The 14,970-nt window shown below is 51.2% G+C and carries 14 protein-coding genes and 2 other annotated features; all 14 genes read left to right on the forward strand.

Going from position 1 to position 14,970, the window contains the following annotated elements; all coding sequences use genetic code 11:
- Positions 1-65: 65 nt before the first annotated feature.
- On the forward strand, positions 66-986 hold the full coding sequence (yqiS, locus tag ESP131_RS07210; RefSeq protein ID WP_029341108.1) for a phosphate butyryltransferase: 921 nt from the start codon (positions 66-68) through the stop codon (positions 984-986).
- 13 nt (positions 987-999) lie between these two features.
- Complete coding sequence (locus ESP131_RS07215) at positions 1,000-2,124, forward strand: Leu/Phe/Val dehydrogenase (RefSeq protein ID WP_023467593.1); 1,125 nt, start codon at positions 1,000-1,002, stop codon at positions 2,122-2,124.
- A gap of 16 nt (positions 2,125-2,140) precedes the next feature.
- Entirely contained in the window at positions 2,141-3,244 is a 1,104-nt protein-coding gene (buk, locus tag ESP131_RS07220; protein WP_029343376.1) for a butyrate kinase, read from the forward strand.
- Positions 3,214-4,635 (forward strand): dihydrolipoyl dehydrogenase, encoded by a 1,422-nt coding sequence (gene lpdA, locus ESP131_RS07225; RefSeq protein ID WP_029341109.1) that lies wholly within the window; start codon positions 3,214-3,216, stop codon positions 4,633-4,635. The genes buk and lpdA overlap by 31 nt, the downstream gene beginning before the upstream one ends.
- A gap of 13 nt (positions 4,636-4,648) precedes the next feature.
- Positions 4,649-5,662 (forward strand): thiamine pyrophosphate-dependent dehydrogenase E1 component subunit alpha, encoded by a 1,014-nt coding sequence (locus tag ESP131_RS07230; protein WP_047390820.1) that lies wholly within the window; start codon positions 4,649-4,651, stop codon positions 5,660-5,662.
- Positions 5,659-6,642 carry an alpha-ketoacid dehydrogenase subunit beta gene (locus tag ESP131_RS07235; protein WP_023467596.1) on the forward strand — a complete coding sequence of 328 codons (984 nt, stop codon included), beginning with the start codon at positions 5,659-5,661 and terminating at the stop codon, positions 6,640-6,642. The genes ESP131_RS07230 and ESP131_RS07235 overlap by 4 nt, the downstream gene beginning before the upstream one ends.
- Positions 6,643-6,656: 14 nt before the next feature.
- Positions 6,657-7,925, forward strand: a complete 1,269-nt coding sequence (locus tag ESP131_RS07240; protein ID WP_029341111.1) for a dihydrolipoamide acetyltransferase family protein — start codon at positions 6,657-6,659, stop codon at positions 7,923-7,925.
- A 56-nt stretch (positions 7,926-7,981) separates the two neighbouring features.
- Positions 7,982-8,233, forward strand: a binding site (T-box leader).
- A gap of 48 nt (positions 8,234-8,281) precedes the next feature.
- Positions 8,282-8,531, forward strand: a binding site (T-box leader).
- A 51-nt stretch (positions 8,532-8,582) separates the two neighbouring features.
- Positions 8,583-9,977 carry an anthranilate synthase component I gene (gene trpE / locus ESP131_RS07250; RefSeq protein ID WP_029341113.1) on the forward strand — a complete coding sequence of 465 codons (1,395 nt, stop codon included), beginning with the start codon at positions 8,583-8,585 and terminating at the stop codon, positions 9,975-9,977.
- Positions 9,974-10,540, forward strand: a complete 567-nt coding sequence (locus ESP131_RS07255; RefSeq protein ID WP_029341114.1) for an anthranilate synthase component II — start codon at positions 9,974-9,976, stop codon at positions 10,538-10,540. Before trpE ends, ESP131_RS07255 begins: the two co-directional genes overlap by 4 nt.
- 6 nt (positions 10,541-10,546) lie before the next feature.
- Positions 10,547-11,563 (forward strand): anthranilate phosphoribosyltransferase, encoded by a 1,017-nt coding sequence (trpD, locus tag ESP131_RS07260; RefSeq protein ID WP_029341115.1) that lies wholly within the window; start codon positions 10,547-10,549, stop codon positions 11,561-11,563.
- Entirely contained in the window at positions 11,560-12,327 is a 768-nt protein-coding gene (trpC, locus tag ESP131_RS07265) for an indole-3-glycerol phosphate synthase TrpC (RefSeq protein WP_029341116.1), read from the forward strand. Before trpD ends, trpC begins: the two co-directional genes overlap by 4 nt.
- A complete protein-coding gene (locus ESP131_RS07270) occupies positions 12,324-12,893 on the forward strand; it encodes a phosphoribosylanthranilate isomerase (protein WP_029341117.1) in 570 nt (189 codons plus the stop codon). The genes trpC and ESP131_RS07270 overlap by 4 nt, the downstream gene beginning before the upstream one ends.
- On the forward strand, positions 12,890-14,086 hold the full coding sequence (trpB, locus tag ESP131_RS07275; protein WP_023467602.1) for a tryptophan synthase subunit beta: 1,197 nt from the start codon (positions 12,890-12,892) through the stop codon (positions 14,084-14,086). The genes ESP131_RS07270 and trpB overlap by 4 nt, the downstream gene beginning before the upstream one ends.
- Positions 14,086-14,868: a tryptophan synthase subunit alpha gene (trpA, locus tag ESP131_RS07280; protein ID WP_047390833.1), complete on the forward strand. Its 783-nt coding sequence runs from the start codon at positions 14,086-14,088 to the stop codon at positions 14,866-14,868. Before trpB ends, trpA begins: the two co-directional genes overlap by 1 nt.
- The last annotated feature ends 102 nt before the right edge of the window (positions 14,869-14,970 follow it).

A 14,970-nucleotide genomic window follows, 5' to 3' on the forward strand; every position in this document is an offset into this window, starting at 1 on the left:
TCTCTTTTGAATTGGCACGAAAATTGCTATTACTATTTATGTATGACAGGTGAGGGGGGAATACGGTGAGATTCAGTGAAATGGTCGAGCAGGCAGCTCGACTCGAAGATTCCGTCGTTGCGATTGCAGCTGCGGATGACGAAGAAGTGATGGATGCTGTCGCATTAGCAATTGAGAACGATTTAGCGCGTTTTCATTTGTTCGGGGATGCGACACGGATTCAGCAGATGATTCAAAAACGGGCATTACGGGAGTCACAATTCGTGATTACCCATACCTCTACATCACAAGAAGCGGCAGAACGTGCTGCTCATGCCGTTCGCAAAGGGGATGCGAGCGTCTTGATGAAAGGACTTGTTCCAACAGCAACGTTCATGAAAGCCGTCTTAAACAAAGAAACAGGTCTGCGTTCAGGAAATGTCCTGTCGCATGTCGCGTTGTTCGAAGTACCAGGGCGTGAATCAGCGATTGGATTAACCGACGCAGCGATTCATATCCAACCGTCACTCGAAGACAAGGTGAAGATCATCGAAAACGGTGTCTCCGCCTTACGTGCTCTCGGATACGGCTTACCGAAAGTCGCAGTCTTAGCAGCCGTCGAAGTCGTCAATCCGACGATGCAGGCGACGATTGATGCAGCACTTTTAACACAGATGAACCGACGTGGTCAAATCAAGGATTGCCTTGTAGACGGACCACTCGCGCTTGACAATGCCGTGAATCTCGTCGCTGCCCAGCAAAAAGGGTTAACGGGAGACGTAGCAGGTCAGGCGGATTTACTCGTCGTTCCGCAAATCGAAGTCGGGAACGTCATCTACAAATCACTCATGTATTTCGCACATGCTTCGGTTGCGGCGATTCTCGTCGGGGCACGGGCTCCGGTCGTATTGACAAGCCGTGCCGATACAGCAGAAGCAAAAATGTACTCACTAGCCTTTGCGCTTTTAAATGCTCAACAGACGAAAAAAGTAAAACAAACAATCTGAGGAGGAACTTAAAATGGTCGAAACAAACGTAGAATCACGCTTCAGCATCTTTGAAACAATGGAGATGGAAGATTACGAACAAGTCGTTTTTTGCCACGATAAAGTATCGGGATTAAAAGCGATCATCGCGATTCATGACACGACACTCGGACCGGCACTCGGTGGACTTCGTATGTGGAACTATGCATCAGACGAAGAAGCATTGATTGATGCGCTCCGTTTATCAAAAGGGATGACGTATAAGAACGCAGCTGCTGGTTTGAACCTCGGTGGTGGTAAAGCTGTCATCATCGGAGATGCGAAGACACAAAAGTCAGAAGCACTCTTCCGGGCATTCGGACGTTACGTCCAGTCACTGAATGGTCGTTACATCACAGCAGAAGATGTTAATACGACGGTTGCAGACATGGATTACATCCATATGGAGACAGATTTCGTCACTGGTGTCAGCCCAGCATTCGGATCAAGTGGTAACCCGTCACCAGTTACAGCATACGGTGTCTACCGTGGGATGAAAGCAGCGGCAAAAGAAGTGTACGGAACAGATTCACTTGGTGGAAAAACGATTGCGATCCAAGGTGTCGGTAACGTTGCCTTCAATCTATGCCGTCATTTGCATGAAGAAGGGGCGAAACTGATCGTCACGGACATCAACCAAGAAGCACTTCAACGTGCAGAAGAAGCATTCGGTGCACTGATCGTCGCACCAGAAGACATCTACAGTGTCGAAGCAGATATCTTCGCTCCATGTGCCCTCGGTGCGACATTAAACGACGAGACGATTCCACAATTGAAAGTTAAGATCATCGCCGGTGCGGCAAATAACCAACTCAAAGAAGACCGTCACGGTGACATGCTCGAAGAACGCGACATTTTATACGTACCAGACTTCGTCATCAATGCCGGCGGTGTCATCAATGTTGCTGACGAACTCGACGGATACAACCGTGACCGTGCCATGAAAAAAGTCGAACTCGTCTACGATGCAGTCACGAAAGTATTTGAAATCGCAAAACGCGACCACCTACCAACGTACCGGGCGGCTGAAAAAATGGCAGAAGAGCGTATCGCGACGATGCGTAGTGCCCGTAGTCAGTTCCTACGTCGTGATAAAAACATTCTAGGATCACGCGGCTGATCAGAGGAGGATATCCATGAGCGAACGTATTTTAACGATCAATCCTGGTTCGACGTCGACGAAGATCGGTATCTTCGAAGCAGCGAACCAGGTGTTCACGAAGACGTTACGCCATCCAGCGGAAGCGGTCGGAGGACCGCTTCCAGCACAGCTGGAGATGCGTCGTCATGTGTTACTCGAAGTATTAGCTGAAGAGCAGATTGATTTGAAAGCGCTTACTGCTGTCGTTGGGCGCGGAGGGTTACTCCGACCGCTCGTCAGCGGTACGTACGCAGTCAATCGGGAAATGCGAGAAGACTTACTCAGCGGTATTTTTGGCGTCCATGCCTCAAACCTCGGTGGACTTCTTGCAGATGAGATTGCTCGGACACTCGACATCCCATCATTCATCGTTGATCCGGTCGTCGTTGACGAGCTCGAGCCGATTGCGCGGATTACAGGCTTACCTGAACTTGAACGAAAGAGTATTTTTCATGCCTTGAATCAAAAAGCTGTCGCGAAACGGTACGCGAAGGAAATCGGACGTCCGTATGAGGAACTGCGTCTGATCATCGCACACATGGGCGGCGGGATTACGGTCGGTGCGCATCAAGAGGGGCGTGTTATCGACGTCAACAATGGACTCGATGGAGAAGGACCGTTTTCGCCAGAACGTAGCGGATCGCTACCTGTTGGTCAACTAGTAGAACTATGTTATAGTACCAAGTATAAACTTGAAGAGATGAAGCGTCTGGTCGTTGGGTCAGGCGGACTTGTCGCGCACTTGGGAACGTTTGACGCGATCGAGATTGAGCGGCGGATTGAAGAGGGCGACGAAAAAGCGGCATTGTTATATGACGCGATGGCGTACCGGATTGCAAAAGAGATCGCTGGTCAAAGTGCTGTCTTGTTCGGTCAGATCGACGCGATCATTCTCACAGGCGGACTTGCCTATAGTGATCGGTTGACGCGTGCGATCGAAGAACGTATCGCCCACCTCGGTCAAGTCGTACGTAGTCCTGGTGAAGATGAGTTGCAGGCGCTCGCAGAAGGAGTGTTGCGTGTCTTACGTGGGGAAGAAGAAGTTAAGGAATATGGAGGCGAACCAACATGGCTAGAGAATTCGACGTCGTTGTCCTAGGTGGTGGACCCGGTGGATATGTCGCCGCGATCCGTGCGGCACAAGCCGGGAAGTCGGTAGCAATCGTGGAACAAGGAAAATTAGGCGGGACATGCTTACATCGTGGCTGCATCCCATCTAAAGCCTTTTTGAAATCAGCAGCAGTCTATCAGACGGTCAAACACGCTGCTACATATGGCGTGGACGTACCGGAATCGTTTTTACGATTCGAACAGGTCAAGCAACGCAAACAAGAGATCGTAGATGGATTAGAGGCAGGCATTCAGCATCTGATGAAAAAAGGAAAGATTGAAGTCTTTCACGGTCGGGGTTCGATTCTTGGACCAAGTATCTTTTCACCGATGCCGGGTACGATCAGCGTCGAGCCGGAAGAAGGCGAAGGCGAGTTGATTCTTCCACGTCAATTGATCGTCGCGACAGGGTCGCGTCCACGTCCATTGAATGGACTTGCTTTTGATTCAGAGTATGTCCTCAGTTCGGATGATGCACTCGATATGGCAGATTTGCCAAAATCGATTGTCATCATCGGCGGTGGCGTCATCGGTGTCGAATGGGCATCGATGTTGACGGATTTTGACGTCGCAGTAACGGTCGTCGAATTCAGCGACCGGATCTTACCGACGGAAGATGCGGCAGTCAGCCGTGAAGTCGCTCGTCAACTGAAAAAGCGTGGCGTCAAGATTCATACGGGTGCAGCTGCACAAAGCGATACGTTCCGGATGTCGGAAGACGGTGTTTCGATCGCAATCGACCGTAACGGAGAACAGACGACGCTTGAAGCGGATAAGTTACTTGTCGCGATCGGTCGAATGGCAAACGTCGAAGGCATCGGAATCGAAAACACGAATATCGTCGTCGAAAATGGCTTCATCCAAGTAGATGACCATTTCCGGACGAAGGATCAACATATCTATGCGATCGGGGACGTCATCGGTCGCTTACAACTAGCGCACGTCGCGTCAGCAGAAGGTGTCAAAGCGGTCGAAGCGATCGTAAACGGAACGACGACACCACTTGAATATGCGTTCGTACCTCGTTGTATTTACAGCGTACCGGAAGCGGCATCGGTCGGTTTGACGGAAGACGAAGCAAAACGTGCCGGAATGGACGTCAAGGTAGGGAGCTTCTCGTTCAACGGATTAGGAAAAGCGCGGATCGAAGGAGAGGCAGCAGGCTTCATCAAGCTCGTCTCGGATGCGAAAACGGATGATCTCGTCGGCGTCCACATCGTCGGACCAAAAGCAACGGAACTGATCAGTGAAGGTGGATTAGCGCTCGTACTCAATGCAACGGCATGGGAAGTCGGACAGCTCGTGCATCCGCACCCAGCCTTGTCAGAAGCATTCGGAGAAGCAGCACTTGCAGTCGACGGACTTGCGGTTCACGCCTAAGGAGGAATTACGGATGGAAAAAATAGAATTCAAAGAATTAGTAGAACTCGGATTAACGGAACAGGACGCGATTCACATGTTCGAAACGATGGTCCGTGCGCGGAAGATTGACGAACGGATGTGGAAATTGAACCGAGCTGGTAAAATTCCTTTCCTCGTCTCATGTCAAGGACAAGAAGCTGCTCAAGTCGGTGCGGCGTTCGCCCTTGAAAAAGGAACGGACTACATTTTGCCGTATTATCGTGATTTAGGCGTCGTCTTGCACTTTGGTCAAACATCACGCGATATCATGCTGTCGGCATTCGCAAAGGCAGAAGATCCGAACTCAGGTGGTCGCCAAATGCCAGGACACTATGGTTCACGTGCCTTGAACATCGTCACAGGTTCAAGTCCGGTCACGACACAAGTACCACATGCTGTCGGGATCGCACTAGCTGCGAAGATGCGTAAGGAGCCACTCGTCGCGTACGTCTCGTTCGGAGAGGGATCTTCAAACCAGGGAGACTTCCACGAAGGGGCAAACTTTGCCGGAATTCACAAGCTTCCTGTCATCTTGTTCTGTGAAAACAACAAATACGCCATCTCGACACCACTCTCGAAACAGTTATCTGCGAAACACGTTGCTGACCGGGCGATCGGTTACGGAATGCCTGGCTATACAGTGGACGGTATTGATCCACTTGCTGTCTTCAAAGTCGTCAAGGAAGCGCGCGAACGCGGATTACGGGGAGAAGGTCCGACCTTGATCGAAGTTGAAGTCGAACGCCTCGTACCACACTCATCGGATGATGACGATAAATCATACCGTTCTGCTGAAGAACTCGATGCCTTAAAAGCACGTGACGGGATCAAACTCTTCCGTGCGCGTCTGATCGAAATGGGTGTCCTGACGGAAGAATCAGCGACCGCAATCGAACAAACGATGGAAAAAGAAGTCGACGAAGCAACAGCTTATGCGGAAGCAGCGGCTTACGACGCGCCAGAAAATGCATTACGTTATGTGTACGACGAGGAGGAAATGAAATGACGACGTTAAGTTTAATCGAAGCGATCAACAGTGCAATCAAAGAAGAGATGGAACGCGACGAGTCCGTCTTCATCCTCGGCGAAGATGTCGGTGTCCGTGGTGGTGTCTTCCGGGCGACACAAGGATTGCTCGAACAATTCGGAGAAGAACGTGTCATCGATGCACCGCTCGCTGAAAGTGCGATTGCCGGTGTCGGAATAGGAGCTGCGATGTACGGCATGCGCCCGATTGCTGAAATGCAATTTGCTGACTTCATCATGCCAGCAGTCAACCAAATCGTTAGTGAAGCGGCGAAGATTAGGTATCGTTCGAACAACGACTGGACATGTCCGATTGTCATCCGCGCACCGTTTGGCGGCGGTATTCACGGGGCACTTTATCATTCTCAGTCGGTCGAGGCGATGTTCAACTCGACGCCAGGTTTGAAAATCGTCATCCCATCGAATCCATACGATGCGAAAGGATTGCTAAAGGCAGCGATTCGTTCGAATGACCCAGTCTTGTTCTTCGAACATAAACGGGGCTATCGTCTGTTGAAGGGGGATGTCCCTGAAGGCGATTATACGGTTGAAATCGGTAAAGCAGACGTCAAGCGTGAGGGCGAAGACGTGACGATCATCACTTACGGACTATGTGTCCATATGGCACTCGAGGCGGCGACACGCCTTGAAAAAGACGGGATCGATGTTCACATCCTTGACTTGCGGACCGTCTATCCGATCGACCGTGAAGCCGTCGTCGAAGCAGCGAAAAAGACGGGGAAAGTCTTGCTCGTCACGGAAGATAATAAAGAAGGTAGCGTCATGAGCGAAGTGTCGGCGATCATTGCAGAAGAAGCATTGTTCGATCTCGATGCACCAATCGAGCGTCTCTGTGGTCCAGACGTACCAGCGATGCCATACGCTCCGACGATGGAGAAGTTCTTCAACATCTCAAGTGAGAAGATTGAAGATAAAATCCGGACGTTACACGCATACTAAGGGGGAACTGACCGATGAAGACTGAAACACTTACGATGCCACAACTCGGGGAAAGCGTCACTGAAGGGACGATTTCGATGTGGCTCGTCAAACCGGGCGATACTGTCAAAAAATATGATCCGATTGCAGAAGTCATTACCGATAAGGTAACAGCAGAAGTCCCATCTTCGTTTGATGGTGTGATTGAAAAACTGCTTGCTGAAGAAGGTGATACGTTGCAAGTCGGTGACGCGATCGTCACGATGCAAGTCAGCGGCGGATCAACAGAAGTCGCTGCAACAGAACAAGAAGTACCTGCTGTCGAAGAGACGACGACGGCTGATACATCGATGAAAAAACGTTATTCACCAGCTGTCTTGAAACTATCGAGTGAACACGGCATTGATCTCGAACAAGTGACGGGGACAGGAGCCGGCGGACGGATTACCCGGAAAGATCTCTTGAAACTGATCGAGTCTGGCTCTATTCCGACACCACAAGCAACTGAACCAAAACCGGAAGCGCAAGCGAATCCGGTAGCGCCTCCAACAGAAGCACCATCCGCACCGAAACGTCCGGTCAGTACACCACAACCGACGGAAACGGGCGACATCGAGATTCCGACTGCCGGTGTGCGTCAAGCAATCGCTTCGAACATGGTTCGTGCGAAACACGAAGCGCCACATGCCTGGTTGATGATCGAAGTGGATGTCACGAACTTGGTCGAAGCACGTAATCGTCATAAAGATGCGTTCTTCAAACAAGAAGGGGTCAAACTAACGTTCTTGCCGTTCTTCATGAAGGCGACGGTCGAAGGATTGAAGAAACATCCGATCATGAACTCGACATGGGCGGGAGATAAGATCATTCAAAAGAAAGCGATCAACCTATCACTTGCCGTCGCGACGCAGGACGCTCTGTTCGTACCAGTCGTCAAGAATGCGGATGAACTAAGCATCAAGGGAATCGCACGCGCGATTGATGACTTCGGGAAACGCGCACAAGCAGGCACGTTGTCGTCTGCAGAGATGCAAGGCGGGACGTTTACGGTCAACAATACAGGATCGTTTGGTTCGATCCAATCGGCACCGATCCTCAACTTCCCGCAAGCTGCGATTCTATCTGTTGAATCGATCGTCAAGCGTCCAGTTTGGGTGAACGGCATGTTCGCAGCACGCGACATGGTCAACCTCTGTATGTCGATCGACCATCGAGTACTCGACGGACTAGTGGCCGGACAGTTCCTGCAAACCGTCAAACAAGCACTCGAATCGATCGATCCGAACCAACTTTCCTTATACTGAGATTTTCCAGTTGACAGGGAAGAAGAAGCATCGTAATATAAGAATCAATTCAACACACGATAGCAAAGACGAAGAGAAGTAACTTGTGAAACGATTCAAGAGAGCTGATGGGTGGTGCGAATCAGTATCGGGTAACAAGCGAATGGCCTTCTGAGCTTCAGACCGAATCCCTTCAGTGGGTAGTAGGCTCTGACGGGTTCCTCCCGTTATCGGGGTCGACGAATCAGGACAATGGTCCGGTTCGTTTCAAAGGGGACGGTGTCAGCATCGTCAACGAAGGTGGTACCGCGGGTCTTCCCGTCCTTCATGTTCTACATGAATGGGCGAGAAGACCCTTTTCGTATACAATCGAATCGAACAAATCGTAGAGTGAGTTAAGTAGCGAGACAACATCGGCGTTTCAGAGAGCGGAAGAATGGTGCGACTTCCGTACGCCGAGGTTTCGTGAATGGTCTCATGAGAGCGTGGCTGAACGAAGAAGTAGGTCGCGACGGATGCCCCCGTTATCGTAGGCTATGATGTCTCTTATTTAGACGCATCAGACAGAGTGGGAACGGTCGAACCGTTCCAATCGAGAGGTGGCACCGCGAGATCATCGTCCTCCATGCAGCATACGCTGTGTGGGGGACTTTTTTATATTCCAGGAGGCGAACAGGGATGGTTCAGACAGACACACTTATCATCGAACAACTTGAACTAAACGGCGACGAGATGACGCCGATCATGATTTTTCAACAACTGAGCGGAACACAGAAATGTTTGCTTGAAAGTTCTGCGCATACGGATCAAGGACGGTATTCGATCATCGGTGTTGATCCGGTGGAGATGATTCGCGCAGATGGACGGACCGTGACGCGGGAACAGTTGACGACAGGTCGATTGACGCAGGAAACGGGTGATCCAGTACGACTGATGCAACAGATGATCCTCCGGGATGGCGTTGAAGAAGACCTTCCGTTTTTAGCGGGTGGGATCGGATATGTCGGTTACGACATGATGCGCGCCTATGAAACGCTTGGTGATATTCCAGAGCGAACGAGACAACTACCGGACGCGCTACTCGCCGTATACGACCAAATCATCCTGTTCGATCATCTCGAACATCGTGTTCATTTGATTCAGACGTCGCTCGGTGGCATCACCGATCGTGATGAATTACGTCAACGTCTAGCAGAGCGGAAAGTACAACTTGAGCAACCGCGAGAGCGAACGGATATCGAGCGTCCACTCCGAGATGTCGTCTACGAACCATTGATGGATCAAGAGACGTTTGAAGGACTCGTCGAACAAGCGAAGAGGCATATCCACCAAGGCGACGTCTTCCAGCTCGTACTCTCACAGCGCCTCGATGCGACGTTCTCAGGTGACCCGTTCCAGTTTTATCGGAAGCTCCGCAAGGACAATCCAAGCCCTTATCTTTTCTATATCGACTTAGGGGAAGCAATCGTACTCGGTGCCTCCCCGGAAAGTTTGGTCCAAGTCAAAGGGAATCGCGTGACGACGAATCCGATTGCCGGCACACGCCGCCGGGGGAAGACGAAAGAGGAGGACGAACGGCTGGCAGAGGAGTTGCTTCACGATGAGAAGGAACGCGCCGAGCACAGGATGCTTGTCGATCTCGGACGCAACGACCTCGGTCGGATTTGTCAGATCGGTACCGTCGAGGTGACGCGATTCATGCAAATCGAGCGCTTCAAGAACGTCATGCACCTCGTCTCCGTCGTTGAAGGGACGTTAGCAGACGGAAAGACCGGAGCAGACGCACTCGTCTCTTGTCTACCAGCTGGGACGGTCACGGGAGCTCCGAAAATCCGAGCGATGCAGTTGATTGACCAGTACGAACAGGTGAAACGAGAAGTATATGCCGGGGCTGTCGGCTATTTCGATGTTCGGGGGAATATGGATTTTGCCCTCGCCATCCGGACGATGGTGATCAAAGATGGTGTCGCCTCTGTTCAAGCAGGTGCTGGCATCGTCTACGACTCGATTCCACGCCTCGAATACCAGGAGACGTTACACAAAGCGAAATCACTACTGGAGGTTTGGAAATGATCGTCCTGATTGATAACTATGATTCCTTTACCTATAACCTATACCAATACGCATCCGTTTATACGGACGTCCACGTCATTCGAAACGATGCGGTCAGCATAGAAGGACTCCGCGAGATGAAGCCGGACGGCATCATCCTCTCACCCGGTCCCGGTCGCCCGGCTGACGCTGGCATCTGCATCGATCTGATTCGTCAATTATCGGGTCAAGTACCGATTCTCGGTGTCTGTCTCGGACATCAGGCAATCGGCGAAGCATTCGGAGGAAGCGTCGTCGAAGCACCGGTCATCATGCACGGGAAGACATCGATGATTCGACAATCGGGACAACTCTTCGCCGAAATGACGGAAACGTTAGAGGTCATGCGCTATCATTCGCTGATCGTCGCTCGAAACGACTTACCGACGGAGCTCGTCATCACGGCAGAAACGGATGACCGGACGATCATGGCGCTCGAACACCGGACGCATCCGACCTTCGGAATCCAGTTCCATCCCGAATCCGTCGGAACACCACAAGGACAGCAGATGATTAAACGATTCATTGAATTGACGAAGGAGTGACAAACGATGAAAGAGACGTTATTGAAATTAGCAGAAGCGAAACATTTACGATATGAAGAGATGCAACAAGCAGCACGCGAACTGTTTGCGGAAGACGTTACCGATAGCGAAATTGCCGCTTTTCTCGTTGCATTGAAAGCAAAAGGGGAGACTGCAGAAGAATTAGCTGGTCTCGCTTCGATCATGCGCGAGGTCGCCCTCGACATTCCGGTCACGGGTGAGTTCATGGATAACTGCGGTACAGGAGGCGATGGCTCACAATCGTTCAACATCAGTACGACAGCGGCCTTCGTTCTAGCAGGTGCTGGTATGAAAGTCGCAAAACACGGGAACCGGAGTGTCTCGAGTAAAACGGGCAGCGCTGATGTGCTCGAAGCACTTGGGGTTTCGCTCGATACGACACCGGAACGTTTAGCAGAACAGCTCGAGTCAAACGGAATCGCCTTCTTGTTTGCGCAACGGATGCATCCACGTGTCAAGCAAATCATGAAGGTCCGACGCGATTTGCGGATTCCGACAATCTTTAACTTGATCGGTCCATTGACGAACCCAGTTCCGCTCAAGACACAACTATTAGGAATTTACCGCGAGGATATGCTGGAGACGATGGCATTGACTTTACATCGACTCGGTCGGAAGCGGGCAATCGTCTTGCACGGTGCGAACGGAATGGATGAAGCGTCCCTTGCCGGAACGAACCAACTCGTCTTACTCGACGCAGGCGAGCTGATTCGCTTCAGTCTTCATCCGGAGGAAGTCGGACTGAAGACCGCACCGCTTGAAGCGATTCGCGGAGGTAGTGCACAAGAAAATGCGGCCATTTTACTGCAAGTCCTTGGTGGTGAGCATGGTGCTTATCGTGACACGGTCCTACTCAATGCTGGAATTGCCCTCTTTGCAGCGAACCGTGCGAAGACGATTCAAGAAGGAATCGCTTTAGCAGCAGATAGCATCGACTCAGGACGAGCGATGGAACGATTGAATCAATTACGACAAATGACTCGGGAGGAAGCAATCGGATGAATATCTTAGATCGCATCATCGAAACGAAACGGACAGAAGTCCTACAATTGAAATTAACTGGTGTCGAACGGATCGACCGGGAGGCATTGAAGCCGTCGATTAAGCAACGACTATCGGGAGCGGAGTTATCCGTCATCGCGGAAATCAAACGAGCGTCGCCATCAAAAGGGGCAATCGCACTTGACGTCGACGTCGTCGCTCAAGCGAAACAATATGAAGCGAGTGGGGCGACCGTCATCTCCGTCTTGACGGACGAGACGTACTTCAAAGGATCGATGGATGATTTAGCGGCAGTCGCTGCAGCAGTCGACATCCCGGTGCTTTGTAAGGATTTCATGATCGACCGGATTCAGATTGACCGCGCAAAAGCACATGGAGCACGGTTGATTCTCTTGATCGTCGCCGCTCTCGAACAAGAGACGCTTGCTGACTTGTATGCGTATGCTTACGCGGAAGGACTTGAGGTTTTAGTCGAAGTCCATGACGAAGAGGAATTACGCCGAGCAGAGGCGATCGGTGCGCAAATCATCGGCATCAACAACCGCAACTTGAAAAAGTTCGAAGTCGATTTACAGACATCGGTCGGATTACTCGAACAGAAACAACCGGACGTCCGGTACATCAGTGAGAGTGGCATCAAGACGGTCGAGGAAGCACAGCGATTACATGCTGCCGGTGCAGACGGAATTCTCGTCGGCGAGACATTGATGCGGGCAGACGATCCACAAGTCTTCATCCGAGAAGTGAGTGGCGTGCGCGTATGACACGGATTAAGTTCTGTGGTCTCCGGGAAAGAGAACATGTCGAAGCAGCAGTTCGCTTAGCGGACTACATCGGCTTCGTCTTTGCTAAAAGTAAACGACAGGTCACGCTGGAAGAGGCAGCACGTCTTAGACGCGATATTCCAAGTACAGTCCAGGTCGTCGGTGTCTTCGTCTCCCCGACCTATCAACAGGTGATTGATGCGGTCGAACAGGTCGAACTGGATCTCGTTCAAATTCATGGGACGATCCCGGACGGCAAGATACCGGTTCCGACCATTCAAGCGATTCCGGTGACGGATATCGCAAAAGTAGAACAACAGACGGATTATTTACTCGTCGACGCACCGGTTGCTGGAAGTGGCGAGACATTCGACTGGTCACGAGATATTCAAGCAGAACGTCCACTGTTCATTGCCGGTGGCTTGACAGCTGACAACGTAGGAGAAGCAATCAAACGATATCAACCGTTCGCCGTCGATGTCTCAAGTGGCATCGAGACGGATGGACGGAAAGATTCCATCAAAATGCAGGCATTCGCTGATGCCGTAAAGGAGAGAGAAGCATGAGCTACGCACAACCGGATACACTCGGACAATATGGTAAATACGGAGGACGCTACATCCCGGAAACATTGATGCACGCGGTGATCGAACTCGAAGAAGCATACGCAACCGTAAAAGAGGATCCAGCGTTTCAAGCACGGATGGACGAATTGCTGAAAGAATACGTCGGACGTGAAACACCACTTTATTTTGCCGAACATTTGACGCAAACGATTGGTGGCGCAAAGATCTATTTAAAACGAGAAGACTTGAACCATACCGGTGCCCATAAAATCAACAATACGATCGGTCAAGCGTTACTGGCTGAACGGATGGGGAAACGGAAAATCGTTGCTGAGACAGGGGCAGGACAACACGGCGTCGCGACAGCGACGGTCTGTGCTTTACTCGACCTCGAATGTGTCATCTTCATGGGCGAAGAGGACGTCCGTCGTCAAGAGTTGAACGTCTTCCGGATGGAGTTACTCGGAGCAACCGTCATCCCGGTCACCCAAGGGAGTCGGACACTTAAAGATGCCGTCAATGAAGCACTTCGTTACTGGGTCAAACATGTCGAGGACACGCACTACTTGATGGGTTCTGTTCTCGGACCACACCCATTCCCGCAACTCGTCCGTGATTTCCAAGCGGTCATCGGAAAAGAGACACGACGCCAAATCATCGAAAAAGAGGGACGTCTGCCGGAGGCGATCGTCGCTTGTGTCGGCGGCGGTAGTAACGCGATCGGCATGTTCCATCCGTTCATCGATGATACAGATGTAAAATTATACGGAATCGAAGCAGCGGGTAGCGGAATCGACACAGAGAAACACGCAGCGACGATGACAAAAGGAGAGGTCGGTGTCTTGCACGGCTCGATGATGTATCTCTTACAGGATGCACATGGTCAAGTACAAGAAGCGCACTCAATCTCAGCTGGACTCGATTATCCGGGTGTCGGTCCGGAGCATAGTTTGCTAAAAGATATCGGTCGTGTTCAGTATGAAGCGGTGACCGATGAACAAGCGCTCGAAGCACTTCAGTTGTTGAGCCGTAAGGAGGGAATCATCCCGGCACTCGAATCGGCACACGCCATTGCCTACGCGACTCAACTCGCGGCAGAGATGGACAAAGAAGAGATTCTCGTCATCTGTCTATCAGGACGCGGCGACAAAGACGTCGTCACTGTCAGAAACGCACTAAAGGGGGAAGCATGATGCGATTAGAAACAGCCATTCGTACCGTTACGAGCAAAGGGGAGAAAGCCTTCATCCCGTACGTGATGGGCGGAGATGGAGGAATTGATCAACTCCCGGAAATCCTTTCGTTTCTCGCTGAATCCGGCGCGACAGCGATTGAAGTTGGTGTCCCGTTTTCGGATCCCGTCGCTGACGGTCCGGTCATTCAAGAAGCGGGACTCCGGGCGCTAGAAGCGAACGTCGGACTGAAGGATGTCCTTGAGGCAGTTCGCGTTGCCCGTCAGACCGTCGATGTTCCGGTCGTTTTGATGACGTACCTGAATCCAATTTTCCGCTACGGATTAACAGCGTTTCTAGCGACATGCCGCGAAGTCGGGGTCGACGGACTAATCATTCCTGATTTGCCGCTTGAGCAGAGCGAACAGTTTTTCGAACAAGAAGACAAATCGGACATCGCGCTCGTTCAACTCGTCTCCTTGACGAGTCCGATGGAGCGGATCCAAAAGATTGCCGATAAAAGTGAAGGCTTCCTCTATGCGGTCACGGTCAACGGAACGACAGGCGGACAGACGACGTTTGATACGGCGCTCGAAGACCACTTAGCAAACGTCGCAGCAAACAGTCCAGTACCGGTCCTTGCTGGGTTCGGAATCAGTACACCGGAACATGTCAAACAATTGAGTCGCCCAGTCTCGGGTGTCATCGTCGGTAGTAAGATCGTCGACTTACTCCATCAGAATGATCGAGAAACGATTCAACAGTTGATGGCAGCGCGTCTTGCGGCGACGCCGTCACATTAATAAAAAAGAGCTGACTCAAAAGTCAGTCTCTATAAAGAAAAGGGTGGCAGAATGATAATCTGCCACCCTTTTCTCGTAAAAAAATGACGCGTCACACGCCAC

This window comes from Exiguobacterium sp. U13-1 (assembly GCF_001750115.1).
Taxonomy (GTDB): Bacteria; Bacillota; Bacilli; order Exiguobacteriales; family Exiguobacteriaceae; genus Exiguobacterium_A; species Exiguobacterium_A acetylicum.

Coding starts and splice junctions, on each gene's coding strand:
- ESP131_RS07215 (WP_023467593.1), top strand. CDS start 1,000: ATGGTCGAAACAAACGTAGAATCACGCTTCAGCATCTTTGAAACAATG.
- buk (WP_029343376.1), top strand. CDS start 2,141: ATGAGCGAACGTATTTTAACGATCAATCCTGGTTCGACGTCGACGAAG.
- lpdA (WP_029341109.1), top strand. CDS start 3,214: ATGGCTAGAGAATTCGACGTCGTTGTCCTAGGTGGTGGACCCGGTGGA.
- ESP131_RS07230 (WP_047390820.1), top strand. CDS start 4,649: ATGGAAAAAATAGAATTCAAAGAATTAGTAGAACTCGGATTAACGGAA.
- ESP131_RS07235 (WP_023467596.1), top strand. CDS start 5,659: ATGACGACGTTAAGTTTAATCGAAGCGATCAACAGTGCAATCAAAGAA.
- ESP131_RS07240 (WP_029341111.1), top strand. CDS start 6,657: ATGAAGACTGAAACACTTACGATGCCACAACTCGGGGAAAGCGTCACT.
- trpE (WP_029341113.1), top strand. CDS start 8,583: ATGGTTCAGACAGACACACTTATCATCGAACAACTTGAACTAAACGGC.
- ESP131_RS07255 (WP_029341114.1), top strand. CDS start 9,974: ATGATCGTCCTGATTGATAACTATGATTCCTTTACCTATAACCTATAC.
- trpD (WP_029341115.1), top strand. CDS start 10,547: ATGAAAGAGACGTTATTGAAATTAGCAGAAGCGAAACATTTACGATAT.
- trpC (WP_029341116.1), top strand. CDS start 11,560: ATGAATATCTTAGATCGCATCATCGAAACGAAACGGACAGAAGTCCTA.
- ESP131_RS07270 (WP_029341117.1), top strand. CDS start 12,324: ATGACACGGATTAAGTTCTGTGGTCTCCGGGAAAGAGAACATGTCGAA.
- trpB (WP_023467602.1), top strand. CDS start 12,890: ATGAGCTACGCACAACCGGATACACTCGGACAATATGGTAAATACGGA.
- trpA (WP_047390833.1), top strand. CDS start 14,086: ATGCGATTAGAAACAGCCATTCGTACCGTTACGAGCAAAGGGGAGAAA.